This window comes from Microbulbifer sp. NBRC 101763 (genome assembly GCF_040371615.1).
Taxonomy (GTDB): domain Bacteria; phylum Pseudomonadota; class Gammaproteobacteria; order Pseudomonadales; family Cellvibrionaceae; genus Microbulbifer; species Microbulbifer variabilis.
The window spans coordinates 966,948-984,523 of sequence record NZ_BAABQV010000001.1 but is presented as its reverse complement, the minus strand read 5'-3'; the positions used below and the strand labels follow the sequence as shown (position 1 = coordinate 984,523).

General features: G+C 49.5%; 16 protein-coding genes. 3 read left to right on the top strand and 13 right to left on the bottom strand.

Going from position 1 to position 17,576, the window contains the following annotated elements; all coding sequences use genetic code 11:
• Window positions 1-138 precede the first annotated feature (138 nt).
• From ABWV76_RS04560 to ABWV76_RS04550, 3 genes are all read right to left on the bottom strand, one after another.
• On the bottom strand, window positions 139-315 hold the full coding sequence (locus ABWV76_RS04560) for a hypothetical protein (protein ID WP_282950706.1): 177 nt from the start codon (window positions 313-315) through the stop codon (window positions 139-141).
• Window positions 316-489: 174 nt separating this feature from the next.
• Window positions 490-684 (bottom strand): zf-HC2 domain-containing protein, encoded by a 195-nt coding sequence (locus tag ABWV76_RS04555; RefSeq protein ID WP_282950707.1) that lies wholly within the window; start codon window positions 682-684, stop codon window positions 490-492.
• 4 nt (window positions 685-688) lie between these two features.
• Entirely contained in the window at window positions 689-1,309 is a 621-nt protein-coding gene (locus ABWV76_RS04550) for an RNA polymerase factor sigma-70 (RefSeq protein ID WP_020415282.1), read from the bottom strand.
• 234 nt (window positions 1,310-1,543) lie between these two features.
• Here ABWV76_RS04550 and ABWV76_RS04545 point away from each other — a divergent pair, with 234 nt between their 5' ends.
• Window positions 1,544-2,590, top strand: coding sequence for a methyltransferase domain-containing protein (locus tag ABWV76_RS04545; protein WP_353375355.1), 1,047 nt, complete (start codon window positions 1,544-1,546; stop codon window positions 2,588-2,590).
• 73 nt (window positions 2,591-2,663) lie between these two features.
• Here the strand turns inward: ABWV76_RS04545 and ABWV76_RS04540 are convergent, their stop codons facing one another.
• Together ABWV76_RS04540 and ABWV76_RS04535 are read right to left on the bottom strand one after the other, a co-directional pair.
• The gene (locus ABWV76_RS04540; protein ID WP_282950709.1) at window positions 2,664-3,653 is read right to left on the bottom strand and encodes a hydrolase; all 990 of its coding nucleotides are present in this window, start codon (window positions 3,651-3,653) and stop codon (window positions 2,664-2,666) included.
• 252 nt (window positions 3,654-3,905) lie between these two features.
• Entirely contained in the window at window positions 3,906-4,403 is a 498-nt protein-coding gene (locus ABWV76_RS04535) for a hypothetical protein (protein ID WP_353375354.1), read from the bottom strand.
• A gap of 114 nt (window positions 4,404-4,517) precedes the next feature.
• Between ABWV76_RS04535 and ABWV76_RS04530 the strand changes: the two genes are divergently transcribed.
• Window positions 4,518-5,762: an SLC13 family permease gene (locus ABWV76_RS04530; protein ID WP_353375353.1), complete on the top strand. Its 1,245-nt coding sequence runs from the start codon at window positions 4,518-4,520 to the stop codon at window positions 5,760-5,762.
• Window positions 5,763-5,836: 74 nt separating this feature from the next.
• Here ABWV76_RS04530 and ABWV76_RS04525 read toward each other — a convergent pair whose 3' ends face one another.
• From ABWV76_RS04525 to ABWV76_RS04510, 4 genes are all read right to left on the bottom strand, one after another.
• The gene (locus ABWV76_RS04525) at window positions 5,837-6,349 is read right to left on the bottom strand and encodes a DUF411 domain-containing protein (protein ID WP_020415278.1); all 513 of its coding nucleotides are present in this window, start codon (window positions 6,347-6,349) and stop codon (window positions 5,837-5,839) included.
• On the bottom strand, window positions 6,333-7,301 hold the full coding sequence (gene egtD / locus ABWV76_RS04520) for an L-histidine N(alpha)-methyltransferase (protein WP_353375352.1): 969 nt from the start codon (window positions 7,299-7,301) through the stop codon (window positions 6,333-6,335). The genes ABWV76_RS04525 and egtD overlap by 17 nt, the downstream gene beginning before the upstream one ends.
• A gap of 2 nt (window positions 7,302-7,303) precedes the next feature.
• Window positions 7,304-8,587: an ergothioneine biosynthesis protein EgtB gene (gene egtB, locus ABWV76_RS04515; RefSeq protein WP_353375351.1), complete on the bottom strand. Its 1,284-nt coding sequence runs from the start codon at window positions 8,585-8,587 to the stop codon at window positions 7,304-7,306.
• 189 nt (window positions 8,588-8,776) lie between these two features.
• Entirely contained in the window at window positions 8,777-11,329 is a 2,553-nt protein-coding gene (locus ABWV76_RS04510; protein WP_020415275.1) for a TonB-dependent receptor, read from the bottom strand.
• A gap of 294 nt (window positions 11,330-11,623) precedes the next feature.
• Between ABWV76_RS04510 and ABWV76_RS04505 the strand changes: the two genes are divergently transcribed.
• Window positions 11,624-13,981, top strand: a complete 2,358-nt coding sequence (locus ABWV76_RS04505; RefSeq protein WP_353375350.1) for a penicillin acylase family protein — start codon at window positions 11,624-11,626, stop codon at window positions 13,979-13,981.
• Between the two features lie 34 nt (window positions 13,982-14,015).
• Here ABWV76_RS04505 and ABWV76_RS04500 read toward each other — a convergent pair whose 3' ends face one another.
• The 4 genes from ABWV76_RS04500 to crcB all read right to left on the bottom strand — a co-directional run bounded on the left by ABWV76_RS04500 (window position 14,016) and on the right by crcB (window position 17,563).
• Window positions 14,016-14,279, bottom strand: coding sequence for a hypothetical protein (locus ABWV76_RS04500; protein WP_020415273.1), 264 nt, complete (start codon window positions 14,277-14,279; stop codon window positions 14,016-14,018).
• Window positions 14,280-14,371: 92 nt separating this feature from the next.
• Window positions 14,372-15,757 (bottom strand): siroheme synthase CysG, encoded by a 1,386-nt coding sequence (gene cysG / locus ABWV76_RS04495; RefSeq protein ID WP_020415272.1) that lies wholly within the window; start codon window positions 15,755-15,757, stop codon window positions 14,372-14,374.
• Between the two features lie 91 nt (window positions 15,758-15,848).
• Window positions 15,849-17,132, bottom strand: coding sequence for a serine--tRNA ligase (gene serS / locus ABWV76_RS04490; protein WP_353375349.1), 1,284 nt, complete (start codon window positions 17,130-17,132; stop codon window positions 15,849-15,851).
• 56 nt (window positions 17,133-17,188) lie between these two features.
• Complete coding sequence (gene crcB / locus ABWV76_RS04485) at window positions 17,189-17,563, bottom strand: fluoride efflux transporter CrcB (RefSeq protein WP_020415270.1); 375 nt, start codon at window positions 17,561-17,563, stop codon at window positions 17,189-17,191.
• Window positions 17,564-17,576: the final 13 nt, after the last annotated feature.

The window sequence follows — 17,576 nt, the reverse complement described above, 5'->3', positions numbered from 1 at the left end:
CGGGCGGGTTGTTCATGTCGGTACTCAGCACCCCAGCAGAGGCGCGCGGTCACTTTGGTGGGGCTGGGGCTCATTTTAATGTAGGTGGGCATTTCAATGCCTTTAGACCAATGCCTGAAGGTCGTTTTCACGGCGATTTCAGGGCCGGGGAATTTGAGCGCAGGTTTCCCAATCATCCACCATTTCACCCAGTACGCCCGATACACCCTCATCACCGGCCCTATCCTCCACCCTGGCGGCCACGTCACTGGCCCTACCCAGGGCCGGCATATTGGGGTGTGACTGCGGTTGGAGTAGGCGGCTGGCTGTACACATTACCATCCAGCTGTGTAAGGGTGACAATTGGTAATGTGACCTATGAGCACTGCGGGGCCTACTGGTATCAGCCCCATTTTGTGGCTGGTCATATAGCCTACCGACATGTACCACCCCCAAGGCGGGCAATTGTCAGGTAGTTTGGAAGGGCCCCACCATAAACATATGGTGGGGCTAATCTTCCGATTTCTCCGGCCCGCCTTCAGCATAAGATTTGCTAATACGACGAAGAACTTGCATTTGCTTGCCAAAATTCCTGCAAGGCGCACACATTGCCAAGTGTAATTTTAGGCTCGCCTGCTCACGTAAATTCAGGTTTCGCTCCTGGGATTCGGACATCAGGCGTGTAGCTTCCCGGCACGATTTCATCAGCTCACCCCTCCACGCCAAACCAGTGATCTTCCAGACATTCACGCAAGCGCAGGCGCGCTCGGTGCAATGTCACATTCAAGTTGCTCACCGACACTTCGGCAGCGGCACAAATCTCGTGGCTTTCCAGCTCTATGAACTCGCGCATCATAAATAGCTGGGCCTGGCGGGATGGCAGGTAATTAAGGCAGGCTTCAAAGATTCGCCAGAAATGCTTATCGTGAATCGCCGACTCGGGATCAGCCCACTTCTTGGGGCGCTCATCCTTCTGCCAGTGACCTGTCTGATCGAATAACTCATCATGATCATGTTCCTCCCTGTCGCCGTGCACAAGCTGGTCTGCATCCACAAAGCGCTGACGCTGGCGTAGTACATCGGCGATCTTGTTTTTCAAGATGGCAAAAACCCAGGTCTTGAGTGCTGAACGGCCATTAAAACTGCGAGAGTTTTTCAGGGCCCCCATCAGGGCCTCCTGTACAGCATCTTCAGCTAGCTGGGTATCCTGCAGCTGCAAACTGGCAAAACGAAGCATTTGCTGGCGCAAATCCACAAGAAACTGTGAATTTTGCAGGGAGTCTTCAGCACCTTCTTCTGTGGAGGCGCCCGGGACAAGGTAATCGCTCAATTACGTTCCCTCATAATGTCAACGCGGAAACTGGGGATATTAACCAAAAAGCAGAGATTATCTAACAACCAGCTCCCACTGACATCAAAAGGCAACTTTAACCATTTGCCAGTTACTAATACTTGGTCGCGCGAATCCTGCACTTGTTACAGACTTCTTACACAGGTAAAAAGATCCCAGCGAAGGCGCTATGGTGCCATATAGGAAAACAACTCTGCGAAAGGTAAAAATCCGATGCACGACATTGTACAGGACTACTACGGACGTCAACTGAAAAGCTCATCGGACTTGAAGACTGATGCCTGCTGCGATGCCAGCGCTGTCCCGGAGTGGTTGAAGCCTTTACTGGCCAATATTCACCCGGAGGTCCTATCGCGCTATTACGGTTGTGGGCTTGTGTGCCCACCCCTGCTGGAGGGATGCCGGGTGCTGGACCTGGGCTGCGGTTCCGGCCGCGATGTCTACCTACTATCTCAGTTGGTTGGACCAAGCGGCGAAGTAGTCGGTGTCGATATGACTGATGAGCAACTACAAATTGCCCGCGAACACCAGAGTTACCACTCGGAGAAATTTGGCTATGACAACGTCACCTTCCTGCAAGGTTACATTGAGCAGTTAGAAAACCTTAATCTGGAGCCCGGCAGTTTTGATGTGATTGTGTCGAACTGTGTTGTGAACCTGTCCACTGATAAAGGAGCCGTACTGCGCGGCCTCCACCGGCTACTCAAGGATGGCGGGGAGTTTTATTTTTCCGACGTCTACGCAGACCGCCGTGTACCAGACACCCTGCGCACCGATCCCGAGCTAGTGGGAGAGTGTCTCGGTGGCGCCCTCTACTGGAATGACTTCCTGGAACTGGCACAAAGCAGTGGATTTCGCGATAGTCGCTTGATGGAAAGCCGCCCGCTGGAGGTTACAAATACGACCCTCTCCGCACGCTGTGGTTCTGTGCGCTTTTATTCCGCAACCTACCGTCTGTTCAAGCTGGCACAGCTGGAAAAGGATTGTGAAGACTATGGCCAAGCAGTTGTATACAAAGGCACCATCCCAAGTTGCCCACACGAATTTATCTTGGATGGGCATCACGTGATTGAGAAAGGCCGCGTTTTCCCTGTCTGTGGAAATACATGGAGAATGCTGGCAGAGACGCGAATGGCACCCCACTTTGAGTATATTGGCGACTTTTCCCAACATTTCGGCCTATTTCCCGGCTGTGGCCGTGATATGCCATTTTCTACTCGTGCGCTGCAAAGCAACGAAAACAAGGGACAATGCTGCTAGGGGTACTTAATTCGCTAATCCGAATTTGGCCGGTATTCCTAAACATCTAAAAATGAATAGGGGGCCGGCAACCTTAGCCAGATCTGCCACGCCCTAGGGCAGAGTCCAAAAAGGCGGGAATTTTTTGCTCCAGCCAATAATTCGGATTCCATAGTGTCCCACCGACAAACCCTACATGCCCACCGTGCTCACTGATTTCAAGATTGACCATCGCACTGACTTCACCCTGCTGTGGGATTGCAGTCGGACACACAAATGGGTCGTCTACAGCATTAATAATCATTGTTGGCACCCGGATTTCCTTGAGCAGCCGTTTGCTGGAAGCTCGGGTGTAATAGTCATCGACATCACGGAATCCATGTAGGGGTGCGGTAAATGTATTGTCAAACCGGCGAAAGTTTACAAAGTAAGTAGCATCGTCCAAATTGGGTAAAGCAGCTGCCATACCAGGGTCTTCCGCCTTTTGCTTAAGAGTGAGGCGCAGACAACTGAGCAAGTGCCGCTGGTAAAGCTTGGATAGGCCAGTGTTGATTCTGCGGCTACACGCATGTAGATCCATTGGGGAAGATACAGCTACTGCACCTACCACCGGACTGCAGATACCGTCCTCCCCCAGCATCTTCAGCAACACATTACCACCAAGTGAATAACCGACCACAAGAATCGGGGTAGATGGCAACTGCCCTCTCAGCTGCTCTACCATCCAACGAGGATCTTCACTATCACCACTGTGATAGGCTCGAGGCAATCGATTAGGAATACCTCCACAACCGCGAAAGTGCATTACCGCTACCTGGTAGTGCCGCTCCAACAAAGATTGCATCAGCCCCTGCACATAAGGAGAGGCTACTGACCCCTCCAGGCCGTGGAGTATCAGAACCAAAGGAAGATCTGGATCATCCACCAGTGGACGAGGATAGTGCATAGCGAGGCAGTCGCCATCAGGGGTTTCATACCAGCGACGGCTGGTATTAATCCACGGGGAAGGCCGGTGCAGGCGGCCAAATACAGTTTGAAGGTGGCAGTTCCCAAGGCCTGTTGCAGGCGTAAACTTTTCAGTCATACATCAGGTCCAACTGGCGGAATGAATCCCCCACACACTTTTAACTCACTATCCATAGTGGCTAACCCTGGCCCTGGCGGGAATTCACCGCCTCCGACATCAGATCAGGCCTTGAGCGCCTTGGGTATCGTACAAAGGTTATACGGGTACTTTCAGTATATAACTACCGACGACTGCTGGAGGAGTGGTGTTGCGCGTCAAGACTCGGCTACCATTGAGACAATCTATGAGGTTAAGGCTGTCATTCACCCACTAGCACTTAGCTGATTTGCGCATGGTTTCTGGAGCAAAAATTACAAAAAAATAGCTGCGCCAGCAGCGATGCCTATACAGCTGCAGTTGCAGCAGCGCAAATATTACCAGCATGATTGGCCGCCTGGTTTGCAGGGCAAATGTCTTTTCTGTGCAAACCCCCAAAGTAATCGCCACAGTTGAGCGCGCAACAAAAGCTATCGCGACTCCCATCAAAATCTGGGACGTGTAAAGAATCGGTTTGCGGCTGGTCAACATGACAATTAAAACTGACACAGCAGTAATAATTATGCCGCAACTAGCAATCAGTCCATACTTGAAACGAGTGCTATCAATAAAAGCACCAGCAGGTGTTTGTAGAAGTACAATGGTAATCCCGCCTATCTCTAGGACAATACCTGTTTCACCAGCCTTCCAATATATGGCAGAAAGCAAATAACCAGCAACCACATCTCCTGCGAAGAAATTCGTAAAGAGAAGAGGTTTGTTTAAACTCATAATTAAGTCTTATTTATAAATCTTTCGCCTGGACTGGTGCTTTGGAACTGTCGGAAATGGCGAGCATCGACTCCAGCGTAGCAACTATAAGGGGCTAAGCCCGGACCCGTACTCATGTCGATAAGCCTCTTTGTCTCAGCAATCATTTTTCTATTGATTGCCGCACGTCAGTGGCTTCCATCTATTATTCGCATTTGGCATATCATGACCCTTGGCGCTGTAGCACTGCTATTGATGCGGCAAATCACCCTACGGGAAGCTTTTTTTGCTATAGATTGGGATCTTATTCTTTACCTGTTTTCAGTTTTTTCAATTGCCTCCGCTTTGTACGACACCGGAATATCCACCCAAATCAGCAAGCGTATCCTGTCTTTTCAGAGTCCCAATATGGTGCTAGCAGCTTATGTCATCACCATGGCGATATGTGCAGCAATACTCACTAACGACGCAGCCGCAGTGATCGGTGTTCCTATTGCAATTATGCTGGCACGCAATATGAACTGGGGGTTGATTCCACTGCTTATTATCCTATGTGCTACGGTAACGATTGGCAGTATGATCTCGCCAGTAGGAAATCCACAAAATATATTGATTGCCGGTGCGGGTAATTTCGATAATATGTTTATTGTCTTTGCCCAATGGATATTGATCCCTGCAGCTATAACCCTGCTAACCTCTATGCTATGGCTTAAACGCTTTCTTAGAACCAGTGATATCGCCAACTATGAGGCAAGCAGGGAATACCGGGAGGAGAATAAGATCACTCAAAAGTGGCCCGCTCTATTATCTGCTGTGCTGCTATTAGTATTTATTGTTTTGGGAAGTGTACTGCATAATGTGGAAGGCATTTACCACCCTACTATAGGCCAGGTCGGATTGGCTGCATGCCTACCTATTTACATAACCAGCAGGAAAAGACGGCAAATCTTACGCGAAGTCGACTGGCCCACCCTCTTCTTCTTTATTTCGATGTTTGTGGTTACAGGCTCTCTTTTAAAATCAGGGTCACTACAGTTTTTCCTTAAAGAAAGCGGCATCAATCTGGCTGAACCAGAAACTGTTGCTTTTGTTAGCTTTTTTGCCAGCCAATTGTTTTCCAATGTACCTGTAGTTGAGATATACCTCAATTTATTGCACAAACATGAAACCCAAACACTAATGATACTTTCTGCAATTTCCACTGTAGCTGGCAATCTATTTATCATCAGTGCCGCAAGTAATGTTATTGTGCTGCAACAGGCTGAGAAATTTGGCATCAAGGCATTTAACTTTTGGCAGTTCTTCTTCTTAATGCTGCCGGTGAGCATTTCCAGTGTACTGATTAGCTATTTTTGGATTCTATGGTACGCATCCAAATAAAGTAAGCTGCAATAAAATAATTATATTAAATATCTGGAAAGGCTTTAAACAACCAAGGAAAAACATCTAGACATTTATTCTGCAGGTTTACTATCCATTAACTGAATAGCTCTCGGGTCCTCTATGCGCGCATAGAGCCGGTAATCCCCATCTTGCAACAACAAGTAGATGTTGTAAGGCTCAAATTTATCTTTGGCTTCCATACCGGGGCTGCCTATCGGCATCCCCGGCACCATCAGGCCAACACTATCTTTAGGGGGCGATGCCAGGAACTTTTGTATGAATTGCGCGGGCACATGCCCCTCGAATACATACCGCCCTTGCCACACAGCCGTATGACACCCCTCCATACCTTTGGGTACTCCCCATTGCTTTTTTACTGCTTGCATATCTACTTTGAAGACAGATGATGCCTGCAATTGATTCTCTCTCAGATGGCTAACCCACTTTTTGCAGCAAAAGCAGAGCGGATGCTTATAGACGATGATTTTATCATCGTCCTGCTCAGCGATAGCAGCACTGACAAAGAGGGCTGTTACTACAAATAATGAAAAAACCTTTACCAGAACGTTAAATGGCCTGGGCATAGTGAATCGCATAAGATGCAGCAGCATCTTTCCAGTGACAGATTGGCCTGAATCCACCCCTGGCAAGCAGCTGGTTAAAATCACTGATGGAATACTTGTGGCTATTTTCCGTATGTATTGTTTCCCCCTCGGAAAACTCCACACGCGTTCCAGCTACTGATACACTGTGGTCCTTCAGGCTAACTAAGTGCATTTCAACCCGTTTGCGAAGTTGGTGGTAGAAAGCACGGTGGGCAAACAGGGAAAGGTCAAAATCTGCCTCAAGCTCTGTATTGATACGATTTAGAAGGTTTTTATTGAACCTCTCGGTAACATGTTCGCTGTCATGGTAGGCTCGCTCAAGCCTCACCGAATCCTTGACCAAATCAGTACCAATAAGCAACCCATCACCGACTCCTAAGTTCGCAGCAAATAGTTCAAGTAGCTGCTCAGCCTTATCCGGCTCGAAGTTTCCAATTGTTGACCCAGGGAAGAAGACGACTCTCTTGCGAGAGGGAAGCTGGGTTAACTGGTCCCATACATCCGGCTGAGTGAAATCACCAACCGCACTCCAGACTTGCATCTCGGGTTGATTCGCCTTGATTCTATGCTCAGCATTTAGAAGTATCTCTGGGGATATATCAATCGGGTAGTAACCTTTTGGGGATTCCAATTGAGCAAGTAGTGCTTCGATTTTTTCACAATTACCTGCACCGGGTTCGATTAGCAGCGCTTCAGGTCCAATTTTATCGGCTATATCCTTAAGATTAGTGGCAAATATACTTGCCTCTGTACGGGTCAGGTAATAATCCGAAACCTCACAGATGTCCTCGAAAAGGCGAGAGCCTACTTCGTCATACAAATACTTACAGGGCAATGTTTTTCTTTTTCCTCCCAACCCCTCCAGAACATCCCTGAGAAATTCGCTATCCTGTTGCTGCTTTTCTGGAACGGACGATAAGGCTGCTTTCACATTTAGTCTCCTGCTAAACGGACCCCGGTAAATTGCCACGCTTGATGTGGATAAAAGAAATTTCTATAGCTGATTCTGATATGATCCGATGGCGTAGCAAATGAACCGCCTCGAAGAACTTTCTGATTACACATAAACTTGCCGTTATATTCACCTACAGCATCTTCACGAGCCTTAAAACCGTGATACGGCAGGTAGGAGCTGGAAGTCCACTCCCATAGATCCCCCAGGAATTGGGTTTGCCCTCGACGGGCAGGCAGAGGTTTGAGGAAGCGTTTTTCCAGCAGATTGGCAGTAGCCAGTTGATCAAGCTGGCGCAAGTGACAAGCAGCAGCCTCCCACTCAAATTCCGTGGGTAGGCGCTTACCGGCCCATGTGGCAAAAGCATCAGCCTCATAGAACGACAAATGATGTACAGGCTCTGCCTCATTCAACGGCTGTAATCCGTGTAAGCTAAACTGTTGCCAACCGTTCTCAGTTTCCCTCCAATACAAAGGATGTCTGTGCTGATTTTGTTGAACCAAAGCCCAGCCGTCCGACAACCACAAGCGATGTTGCTGATAACCACCATCTTCAATAAATGCGAGGTATTCTCCATTAGTTACCAGGCGGGATGCTATGGAAAATTCCTGTACAAGCTGCTGATGGGCAGGACCCTCGTTATCAAAGAAAAAGTCCTCACCCTCACTACCAATGCCATAGCAGCCACCTGGAATCTCCAACCAGCGCAGTGGCTCAGCAGTTGCAGATTCCTCTTCCGGTATCCCATCACTATAAGCAGGAGCCAAAGGGTTCAGCGACAGAGCGTGCTTAATATCTGTTAGTAAAAGCTCCTGATGCTGCTGCTCATGATTGAGGCCCAGAGCTATGAGTGACGCCAAGTTTGATGAGCACGGGGAATCTTTTAACAGCTTCTCAATTCCAGTATCTACAGACTTGCGATAGGCGTAAACTCGATCAATATCCGGACGGGAAATCAAGCCGCGCTGCGATCGCGTGAATGGTGTTCCCAAGCTGTTGTAATAGGAGTTAAAAAGATGATGAAAGTGTTGATCGAAAGTCCTGTATCCCGGTAGGCGGGAATTAAGCACAAAGGTCTCAAAAAACCAACTGGTATGGGCCAAATGCCACTTTGTAGGGCTGGCATCCGGCATGGATTGGAGCTGCATATCCTCAGCGGACAAAGGCTCAGCAAGACGCTCTGTCTCCCCCCGAACTCTTCGATATGCTGTAAGAATTTGCTGCTGTACTTCTTCTAAAGATACTTCGCCTGCAAAAATTGCCATATCAATAATCGGTTACACCACATTCCTGTTCTATTGAAATCATCATACGCAGTTTTAGGTGTATTCCCACGAGCTTGCAGGCCTACATGAATGAAATCACGCCAGTTTGTTTACAGAAACAGAACTATGCAAAAAAAAGGGCCGGTAAAACCGGCCCGCACTCTCATCATGTTAACATTAAATATTCAATTAAAATCGTGCAGTGAAATCAGCCCCATACATTCTCGGCATAAATCGCCACGCTGGACTGGCGCCAATGGCCGCACCTGTGCCGCCATAGCCACCAGCAATCTCCTCATCAGTAAGGTTCTGTACCCAGAGAGCTACAGAATAATTATCCGAAGCACTATTCCAGGCGGCTCGCAAGTTAAACAACTGGTAATCATCAACGATACGAGTGCGATCAGTAATCGAACCAATCCGCTCATCGGTCCAGTTGTAATCACCACGGAAAATAAATTCTCCCCCGCTGGCAAGGTTTACGGTGTACTCTGCCATTAGATTAAATTTATTCTCTGGAGTGGAAACCCTTGCCTGACCCACTTTTGAGTCTTCTTCCGTTTCACCAATAGCCTCGATGATTTGATAATCAGTGAATTCGGTATCCAAGTAAGAGTAATTACCGGCAATGAACAGGTTGTCTGTCGCAGCCCACTGCACTTCTATCTCAGCACCTGTACCCTCCGCATCGGAGTTCCTCAGGTTATAACTGGGAATGGGAGTACCGACCAGGTCCAGTTCCTGTAAGTTTTTGTATTCATAGCTATACAGTGAAGCATTCAGGCGTACCCGATTGTCAAACAGGCTGCTCTTAAGACCCACCTCCAGGTTAACAACATCCTCCTGATCAAAAGAGGGTTCAACGCCCGGTCCAAAATTGAGGCTGTTAAACCCACCGGCCTTAAAGCCATCAGCCAGAGAGATATAGGTCATCATCTCCTCAGTCCAACGATAATCCAGCACGATACGACCGGAAATATCACTCCAGCTATCACTCAACTTGGAGTCTAGAACTGGCTGGCCATTATTAAAGAAGGCGATACCAAATAGCTGAGAGCCCAGGTCTATTTCTGGGAACGTGATTACATCGATAACATTTCCATCACCATCGACTAGGGGCACTGGCCCACCAGAAAGTGACAGTGGAATACTGTTGCCATAGGCTGTTTCAATCGTGAAATCCTTTTGATCGTAGGTATAACGTGCACCTACCGTAAGGTCCATTTTGTCGGTGATACTCCAAGTCATATCTCCATATATGGCACTTGAGCGATAATCCCCGGTGTTACGAACACTCTCATTCCATGGCGTATCTGAAGCAACCCAAGGCTGAAAGCCAGCCATCATTTGCGCCACTACGGCATCAGCCTGCAGCATACTTCCCGTTACCGTACTCGGTGCTCCTAGGGCGGCAAGTAGAGCATCTACTTGCCCAGTTTGGAGCATCAGGTCATACACAAAAGTGGCACTGGCAACACCTTCACGCCCAGCTTGCTGAAGAAGTTGACGTGTAATAACCGCCATATCCTCTTGCTCTGTTTGAGTGAGGTCAGGATAAGCGGCCTTAACGCCCTCATACACAGCAAAGGATTCTACTGAACCGGTGGTGAAGTAAGCATAAGTTGTATGGTCTACCTCCTCCTGGGAATAAGAAGCACCCAAAGTCCACTTAATGTTGTCTGTGGCTCCATTCAACCTGAATTCCTGGGAGAACTGGCTCTGATCGTCCGTATTGGCCGAGCCAAACATATAATCCGGGTTTGCAGTGCCGTCTTCGTCCTGCTGGAGGTGCGCATCGAATTCACGATATGCTGTGATCGAAGTAAAAGTGAAGTTATCGAAATCGCTTGTGACTGTCAGTGAGGTACCAAAAGAGTCACGATCCTCAATAGTTGGTGTATCCAGGGCAAAATCGCCAAATACGTCTGTTTCACCCTGTAGACTGGGCACTATAGTCGTACGTAAAGCACTGCCCTGATCCATCACGCCATAGTCAGCACGCCACAACACTTCAGTATCTTGAGTAGGCTCCCATAACACAGAAGCCCGGTAGGTCTGGGTATCCTGGTCACCTACGGAGAAGCCGCCAGCTAAGTTGTCTGCAAAAGGATCTCGGCGATTGGTCGACGCAGAAAAGCGCCCATACAGATTATCTGTAAATTGGCGGTTCACCAGTAAGTCCGATGACTGGCGCCCATAATTACCTGCAGTGAGACTCAATTGTGTGGAGTCATCTGCCTGCGGCTTAGTGGTGATGATATGGATCGCACCGCCGGTTGCGTTGCGACCAAATAAAGTACCCTGCGGCCCTTTAAGTACTTCAACCCTCTCGATATCGGTTAGGGGTATTTCGGCACCAGCCCCACGACCGGTATAAACTCCGTCCACATAAACAGCAACAGCGGGATCTGATCCCACGGTCCAGTCATTGGTTTGGATGCCACGTACACTGTAAGTAGGCTGCAGCGCAGTATCATTGTGCATTTCAACGCCTGGCGTATATCTCCCCAGGTCAGTCAGATTTTTGACACCTGACTCTTTTATATTATCTCCAGTAAAAGCGGTAATCGCGATTGGAACTTCCTGTAGATTTTCCGCGCGCTTCTGGGCAGTAACTACTACCTCTTCAATTTCAGCAGCCTGCACATTACCACTGACAGCGGTAATGAAGGCAACGGCTCCAGAGAGGATAGATAGATTAAATTGACGGGTTTTTGCGGTTCTACCAACATCGTGCATCATCGCGTCCTCGCGTTTATTGTTATACAGCGTGATGATCTCGGTTTATTATTTTTGTTATTCCACGCCATCTTACGATCGCATTTTCGGATTTAAAACCCCGATATGACCTTTTTCTGGTGACTGGTCAGTTTTGCGAAGGAATGTGCGAAAAGACAGGTTAATGTGGGAAATTGTGTACAAAGTAACGTCACGAAAAGTTACCAATGTGTGTTCTGTAGTAACTCGCACAAGTCGAATAGTAATCTAACCCGATATGGCCAACACCCAATAAAATAATATTTTGCAGGAAGAATTATGGCGCGCACGTCCTATCTAAAAAGCTGGAAGTTCCGCTTACCAATTATTTTGGCAGTCATTTTTGTTCTGGCTGCAGTTTCCATTTGGGCCTGGTGGCGATCAAGCCTGCCAATTCTGAGTGGCGAAATTGAAACTGGCTCACTTGAGGAGCCCGTCGTAATCCAGCGCGATGCCCAAGGGGTGGTCATGATTCAGTCCCAGGACCGAAACAGCTCCGCCTTCGCCCTGGGTTTTCTGCATGCACAGGAGCGCTTTTTCCAGATGGACTTGTTGCGCCGCAACTCCGCAGGTGAACTATCCGAGTTACTGGGCCAAGCCGCCTTGAAAAAAGATAAAAAGGTGAGAAGGCACCAATTTCGCAAGCGGGCAGAGCGAAATATTGCTGTCATGCCCTCTGATCAACGTGAGTTGCTCGATCACTATGTACAAGGGGTCAATTTCGGCTTGACTCAACTCGGAGCAAAACCTTGGGAGTATTTATTACTGGGACAAGAACCCCGCCCCTGGAATGCCGCCGACAGCTTGCTGGCAACTTACAGCATGTACTTGACGTTACAAAGTGAGGAAGGAAATTTTGAACGTCGCGATACTGCGCTAGCCGAACTCCTGCCTGAAGACCTATACGCTTTCTTTTTCCCTGCAGGCGGGACTTGGGATGCCCCTCTTTTCGGCCCAAATGAAGCCGAGATCCCTGTTCCCCAAACCCCCATATCTACACTGCTGAAAGCGGACGATCCTATTGTTTATCAGGAGATGGAGAGCGACGATAAAGTTTACGGCAGTAACAATTGGGTAGTTGGTGGAAAATTGACCGAGCATGGCAGTGCCATCTTAGCCAATGATATGCATCTAGGGTTAAGTGTTCCGAACATCTGGTATCGCGCCGGTTGGAATATTCCCGGGAGCGATAGAAAAATACGCGGCGTCACCCTACCCGGCGGCCCAATTATTGTGGCTGGCAGTAACGGTGCGGTAGCCTGGGGGTTCACCAATACCGGCGGTGACTGGGGCGATCTTATCCCACTGGAGTTAAATGAGGGCGCTACCAAATATCGAACCCCGGATGGCTGGCGGGACTTCACCTTCGAGAAAGAAACTATTGCAATTAAGGGTAAAGAGGATGAGACACTAGAGGTCCGCAAAACAATCTGGGGGCCGGTCATCGGCCAAAACTATCGTGGAGTCCCGCTGGCCTACCGCTGGATAGCCCATGATATTCGAGGTGGCAACATGAACCTGTTGCGCATTGAGTCAGCCACCACCACACAACAGGCTCTGGATCTTGGACCAGAAATTGGCATTCCCCACCAGAATTTTGTTGTCGGTGACCGGGATGGCAATATCGGCTGGACTGTGGCTGGGGCTATCCCCCGTCGTGTTGGCTTTGATGGTAGTCGCTCAGTCAGCTGGGCTGATGGAGAAGCCTACTGGAATGGATACCTTTCAACCGAAGAGCAGCCACGCATTTACAATCCACCCACTCACCGTATCTGGACCGCCAATGCCCGCACAACCGACGGAGACTGGTTGAAATTGATGGGTGACCACGGCTATGCCCTCGGTGCCCGCCAGCAGCAAATTCGCGATGGGTTGCTCGCTCTTGAGCAGTTCGACGAACAAAGCTTACTAAATATCCAACTCGATGACCGCGCTATATTCCTGCAACGGTGGCAAGAGCACCTGGCTGGTTTTTTAAAAAATCAGGAGGGCTATAGCGAAGTTTACCAGCAGGTTCAGGATTGGGGCACTCGCGCCAGTGCCGATTCAGTGGGCTACCGAATTGTGCGCAATTACCGCCTTAAATTTATGGAACTTAGCACTGCTCCTATCCTGGCCTACATGCGCAAGTTTGACCCCAAGTTTTCTTTTGGCCAATTAAAAAGACAATTTGAGTATCCTATCTGGGCACTGGCTCAGCAGGAACCACAGCAATTGCTTAATCCAGATTTTGAATCCTGGACAGCCCTCAAACTCGCAGCACTGAACCAGGTCTTGGATAAAATGGCTGCAACAGGAAGCCCTTTACAACAGCAAACCTGGGGCGCTCAAAATACGGCTACTATTCGCCACCCACTTGCAAGAGCTATCCCTGCCATAAACTGGTTTGCTGCAATGCCCAGCGATGCACTGGCGGGGGATACACATATGCCCCGGTTCCAGTCGCCCACTCATGGGGCATCTGAGCGCATGGTGATTTCACCTGGACGTGAGGACTTGGGAATATTCCATATGGCAACCGGGCAGAGTGGCCATCCCCTCTCCCCATTTTTCGACAGCGGACATCGTGACTGGGTAGAGGGAAACCCTTCCCCCCTGATTGAACAGGAAACCCACTACAAGCTCACACTTCACTAAAGTAAAAATTGCAAGGACACCTCTTACAGGGGTGTCACGCCGTTTCATCGAGAATGGCAAAAGACAGGAAAAGGGTGAAGAAGCTGAGCCCAAGCACCAAAGGCAATAGTGGGAAACATAGCATCACCAGTGAAACCCCTATCCACAGCCATTTCACCAACTCTTTCTTTTGCCGGTAATGATAAGTGTAACGGCGGGAATAGTAGTCAGCTGGATCAACTAATGGAAACTCCCGCTGTTGCGGAAGGAAAAAGCGCACAATATTAGTGCAATAAAAGCAAAGGATCGCCAGCAGCATGCCACAAACCCCACTGAAAAATTACTCTCAGTATAGGTTCTGTGCCAAACTCAGCTGGACCCTAACCCACGCAGGTCTTCCAGGCTACTTTCTCAGCCAGGCTGGTACCAGTTCAGCTTCTCATGCAAACTGACGACTCCACCGATAATGGTCAGGGTTGGGGCGCGCACAGCTTTTTCTTCTGCCAGCGCTGGCAATGTGGAGAGGTCTCCCACAGTCACTCTCTGCGCCCGCGTAGTCCCCTTTTCAATCAGAGCTGCAGGTGTTTCAGGTGGCAACCCATGACGGGTCAGCTCGGTACAAATTGTCTGCAGCCCTGTCAGGCCCATGTAGAAAACCAATGTTTGGCCTGGCGACGCCAGATCACTCCAAGGCAGGTCGAGATTGCCCTCCTTTAAATGTCCGGTGACAAATCGTACCGACTGGGCATGATCTCGATGCGTCAAGGGAATACCCGCATAGCTCGCACAACCCGCAGCCGCAGTAATACCCGGTACTACCTGGAATGGGATTCCCGCTCCAGCCAGCCTATCGATCTCTTCGCCGCCGCGACCAAAGATAAAGGGGTCCCCGCCTTTCAGGCGCAACACCTTTTTCCCCTTACTCGCCAAGTCAACCAGTAGCTGGTTGATATCATCCTGGGGCACCGAGTGAAACGCCTTCCTTTTTCCAACGTAAATGCGTTCGGCGTCCCGACGTACCAACTCAAGTACCTCTGGAGATACTAAACGATCGTAAAGTACAACATCCGCCTGCTGCATCAGGCGCAATGCACGAAAAGTAAGAAGATCGGGATCTCCTGGTCCCCCACCCACTAAGTAAACTTCCCCTACTGGGTTGGGGCTGCCTTGCCACTCTTGTAACGCTTCAAGTAGCTCTCTCTCCGCATCTGCCAGCTGGCCTGCTTCCATTCGACTGGCGACGGGCCCGGCAAATACCCACTCCCAGAAATTCTTACGCCGGCTTTCTGGCAGTGCCGCTTTAACTTTAGCGCGCATCCGGGAAGCTAAGTCCACCAAGGACGCGACACTCGGCGATAGCAAGGCCTCAAGCTGGGCACGAATTCTTCGTGCCAGGACCGGGGCAGCTCCTCCGCTGCTGATCCCTATAGATAGATCCCCGCGCTCCACAATTGCCGGGAAAGTGAAAGTACACAGATCCGGAGCATCCACTGCATTAACGGGTAAGCGTACGGCCTGCGCATCGGCAGAAACCTGCGCATTGACTTCCGTACTGTCAGATGCCGCCACAACCAGTTCTGTTCGCTGCAAATATTCAGCAGAATAACCAGCTTCAAACCATTCCCCAGCTGAATCTGTCACCAGTTGGCGAAGCTCATCGGTAATATCCGGGGAAACCACTAGCAAGCGCGCACCAGCTTTACTGAGCAAACGCGCTTTACGGGTGGCAATAGAACCACCGCCAACTATTAGGCAGGGGCGTTGTCTGACATCAAATGCGAGGGGTAAATAGCGCAACTTTTTATTCCATCAAATAGCAGGCGGAGCAAAATAAGTTCCGGCAACAAAAAAGGGCAAGCACAAAGCCCACCCTTTCAGATAACTGCCCTTAGGAAGCTGAGATAACTTCCTGGCCGCGCATATAGGGACGCAGCACTTCAGGAATCTCAATGCTGCCATCCTCGCGCTGGTAGTTTTCCAAAACCGCGATCAGGGTTCGTCCCACTGCGAGCCCTGATCCATTCAGGGTATGCACCAGCTCCGGTTTACCAGTTTCCGGATTGCGCCAGCGGGCTTTCATACGGCGGGCCTGAAAATCACCTACTAGAGAACAGGAGGAAATCTCGCGGTATTTATCCTGGGAAGGTATCCAAACTTCGATATCGTAGGTCTTGCGGGCGGCGAAGCCAATATCGCCACCGCACAACACTACAGTGCGATATGGCAGATTGAGTTTTTGCAGAATGGTTTCTGCATTCTGTGTAAGGGTTTCCAGAGCCTCTTCAGATTGTTCCGGACGTGTTACCCAAACCAGTTCCACTTTTTCAAACTGGTGCTGGCGAATCATGCCGCGGGTGTCACGACCGTGGGAGCCTGCTTCAGACCGAAAACAAGTCGTGTGAGCAACCAGTTTGTGCGGCAGGGTTTCTGCATCCTCAACAATATGATCTCTGTACATATTGGTTAGTGGGACTTCCGCAGTTGGAATCAGGTAGAAACCACGTTCATCTTTAAGCTTGAACAGGTCTTCTTCAAACTTGGGTAGCTGAGAAGTACCGTAGAGGGAGTCACTGTTCACAACTACCGGTACATTAGTTTCCTGGTAACGATGCTCTTCGATATGGGTATCCAGCATGAATTGCGCCAAGGCTCGGTGCAGACGTGCGACCTCGCCAGACATTACGGCAAAACGTGAGCCTGTCAGCTTTGCGGCCATTTCGAAATCTAAGCCACCCAACTGGGTTCCAAGATCCACATGATCCTTAACTTCGAAGCCGAATGCGCGTGGCTGCCCCCAGCGACGAACCTCAACGTTATCATCTTCGTTCTCGCCCTCAGGCACAGATGCATCTGGCAGGTTCGGGATTGCCGACAGGATCGCATCGAGTTCTTCCTGTAACTCAGTCAATGCATGCTTGGCATTTTGCAGCTCACCCCCAAGGGACTCCACTTCTTTCAGCAAGGGCGCAATATCTTCACCATTGGCCTTAGCACGGCCAATATTTTTCGATTTACTATTGCGCTCGCTTTGCAAGCTCTCAGTGCGCACCTGCAATTCTTTGCGGCGCTCCTCAAGGGCTTCCAGTTTGGCAGTATCCAGTTCTACACCACGCTTTTTTAGAGCTGCGGCCACTTGGTCCATATCCGTGCGAATCAGTTTGGGATCGAGCATCGTTTCCAGTTCGCCTGCTATCAGGCTCCTACAACTTAAAATTAAATAAACTTGGGTTAAAAATAGCGTGTCGCCAAGGCGACAGCGGCTCCAGTGGCTAACAGACAACTCACCAGGCTGCCGACAACATAGCCAATTGCCACCAATGGCTGGCCATTGTGCCACAGTATCAAGCTTTCTAGGGAGAAAGTGGAAAAGGTAGTTAGGGCACCAAACAACCCGGTCATTAACAGGAGTCGCCATTCCTCCCCGAGCATTGCACGGTGAGTGATCAATATATAGGCAATTCCGATTAAAAATGAACCGACAATGTTAACCACCAAGGTACCCAGGGGGAATTTACCGTTGAATACCGGATAGCACCATATAGTAACCAAGTGGCGAAAGATTGCCCCGAGAGCACCGCCAACGGCAATAGCCAGCCACTGCATTACTGCTTCCCCC

Coding starts and splice junctions, on each gene's coding strand:
- ABWV76_RS04540 (WP_282950709.1), bottom strand. CDS start 3,653: ATGACTGAAAAGTTTACGCCTGCAACAGGCCTTGGGAACTGCCACCTT.
- ABWV76_RS04555 (WP_282950707.1), bottom strand. CDS start 684: ATGAAATCGTGCCGGGAAGCTACACGCCTGATGTCCGAATCCCAGGAG.
- egtB (WP_353375351.1), bottom strand. CDS start 8,587: ATGGCAATTTTTGCAGGCGAAGTATCTTTAGAAGAAGTACAGCAGCAA.
- ABWV76_RS04500 (WP_020415273.1), bottom strand. CDS start 14,279: ATGCTGCTGGCGATCCTTTGCTTTTATTGCACTAATATTGTGCGCTTT.
- serS (WP_353375349.1), bottom strand. CDS start 17,132: ATGCTCGATCCCAAACTGATTCGCACGGATATGGACCAAGTGGCCGCA.
- crcB (WP_020415270.1), bottom strand. CDS start 17,563: ATGCAGTGGCTGGCTATTGCCGTTGGCGGTGCTCTCGGGGCAATCTTT.
- ABWV76_RS04505 (WP_353375350.1), top strand. CDS start 11,624: ATGGCGCGCACGTCCTATCTAAAAAGCTGGAAGTTCCGCTTACCAATT.
- ABWV76_RS04560 (WP_282950706.1), bottom strand. CDS start 315: ATGTGTACAGCCAGCCGCCTACTCCAACCGCAGTCACACCCCAATATG.
- ABWV76_RS04545 (WP_353375355.1), top strand. CDS start 1,544: ATGCACGACATTGTACAGGACTACTACGGACGTCAACTGAAAAGCTCA.
- ABWV76_RS04510 (WP_020415275.1), bottom strand. CDS start 11,329: ATGATGCACGATGTTGGTAGAACCGCAAAAACCCGTCAATTTAATCTA.
- ABWV76_RS04530 (WP_353375353.1), top strand. CDS start 4,518: ATGTCGATAAGCCTCTTTGTCTCAGCAATCATTTTTCTATTGATTGCC.
- ABWV76_RS04525 (WP_020415278.1), bottom strand. CDS start 6,349: ATGCCCAGGCCATTTAACGTTCTGGTAAAGGTTTTTTCATTATTTGTA.
- ABWV76_RS04535 (WP_353375354.1), bottom strand. CDS start 4,403: ATGAGTTTAAACAAACCTCTTCTCTTTACGAATTTCTTCGCAGGAGAT.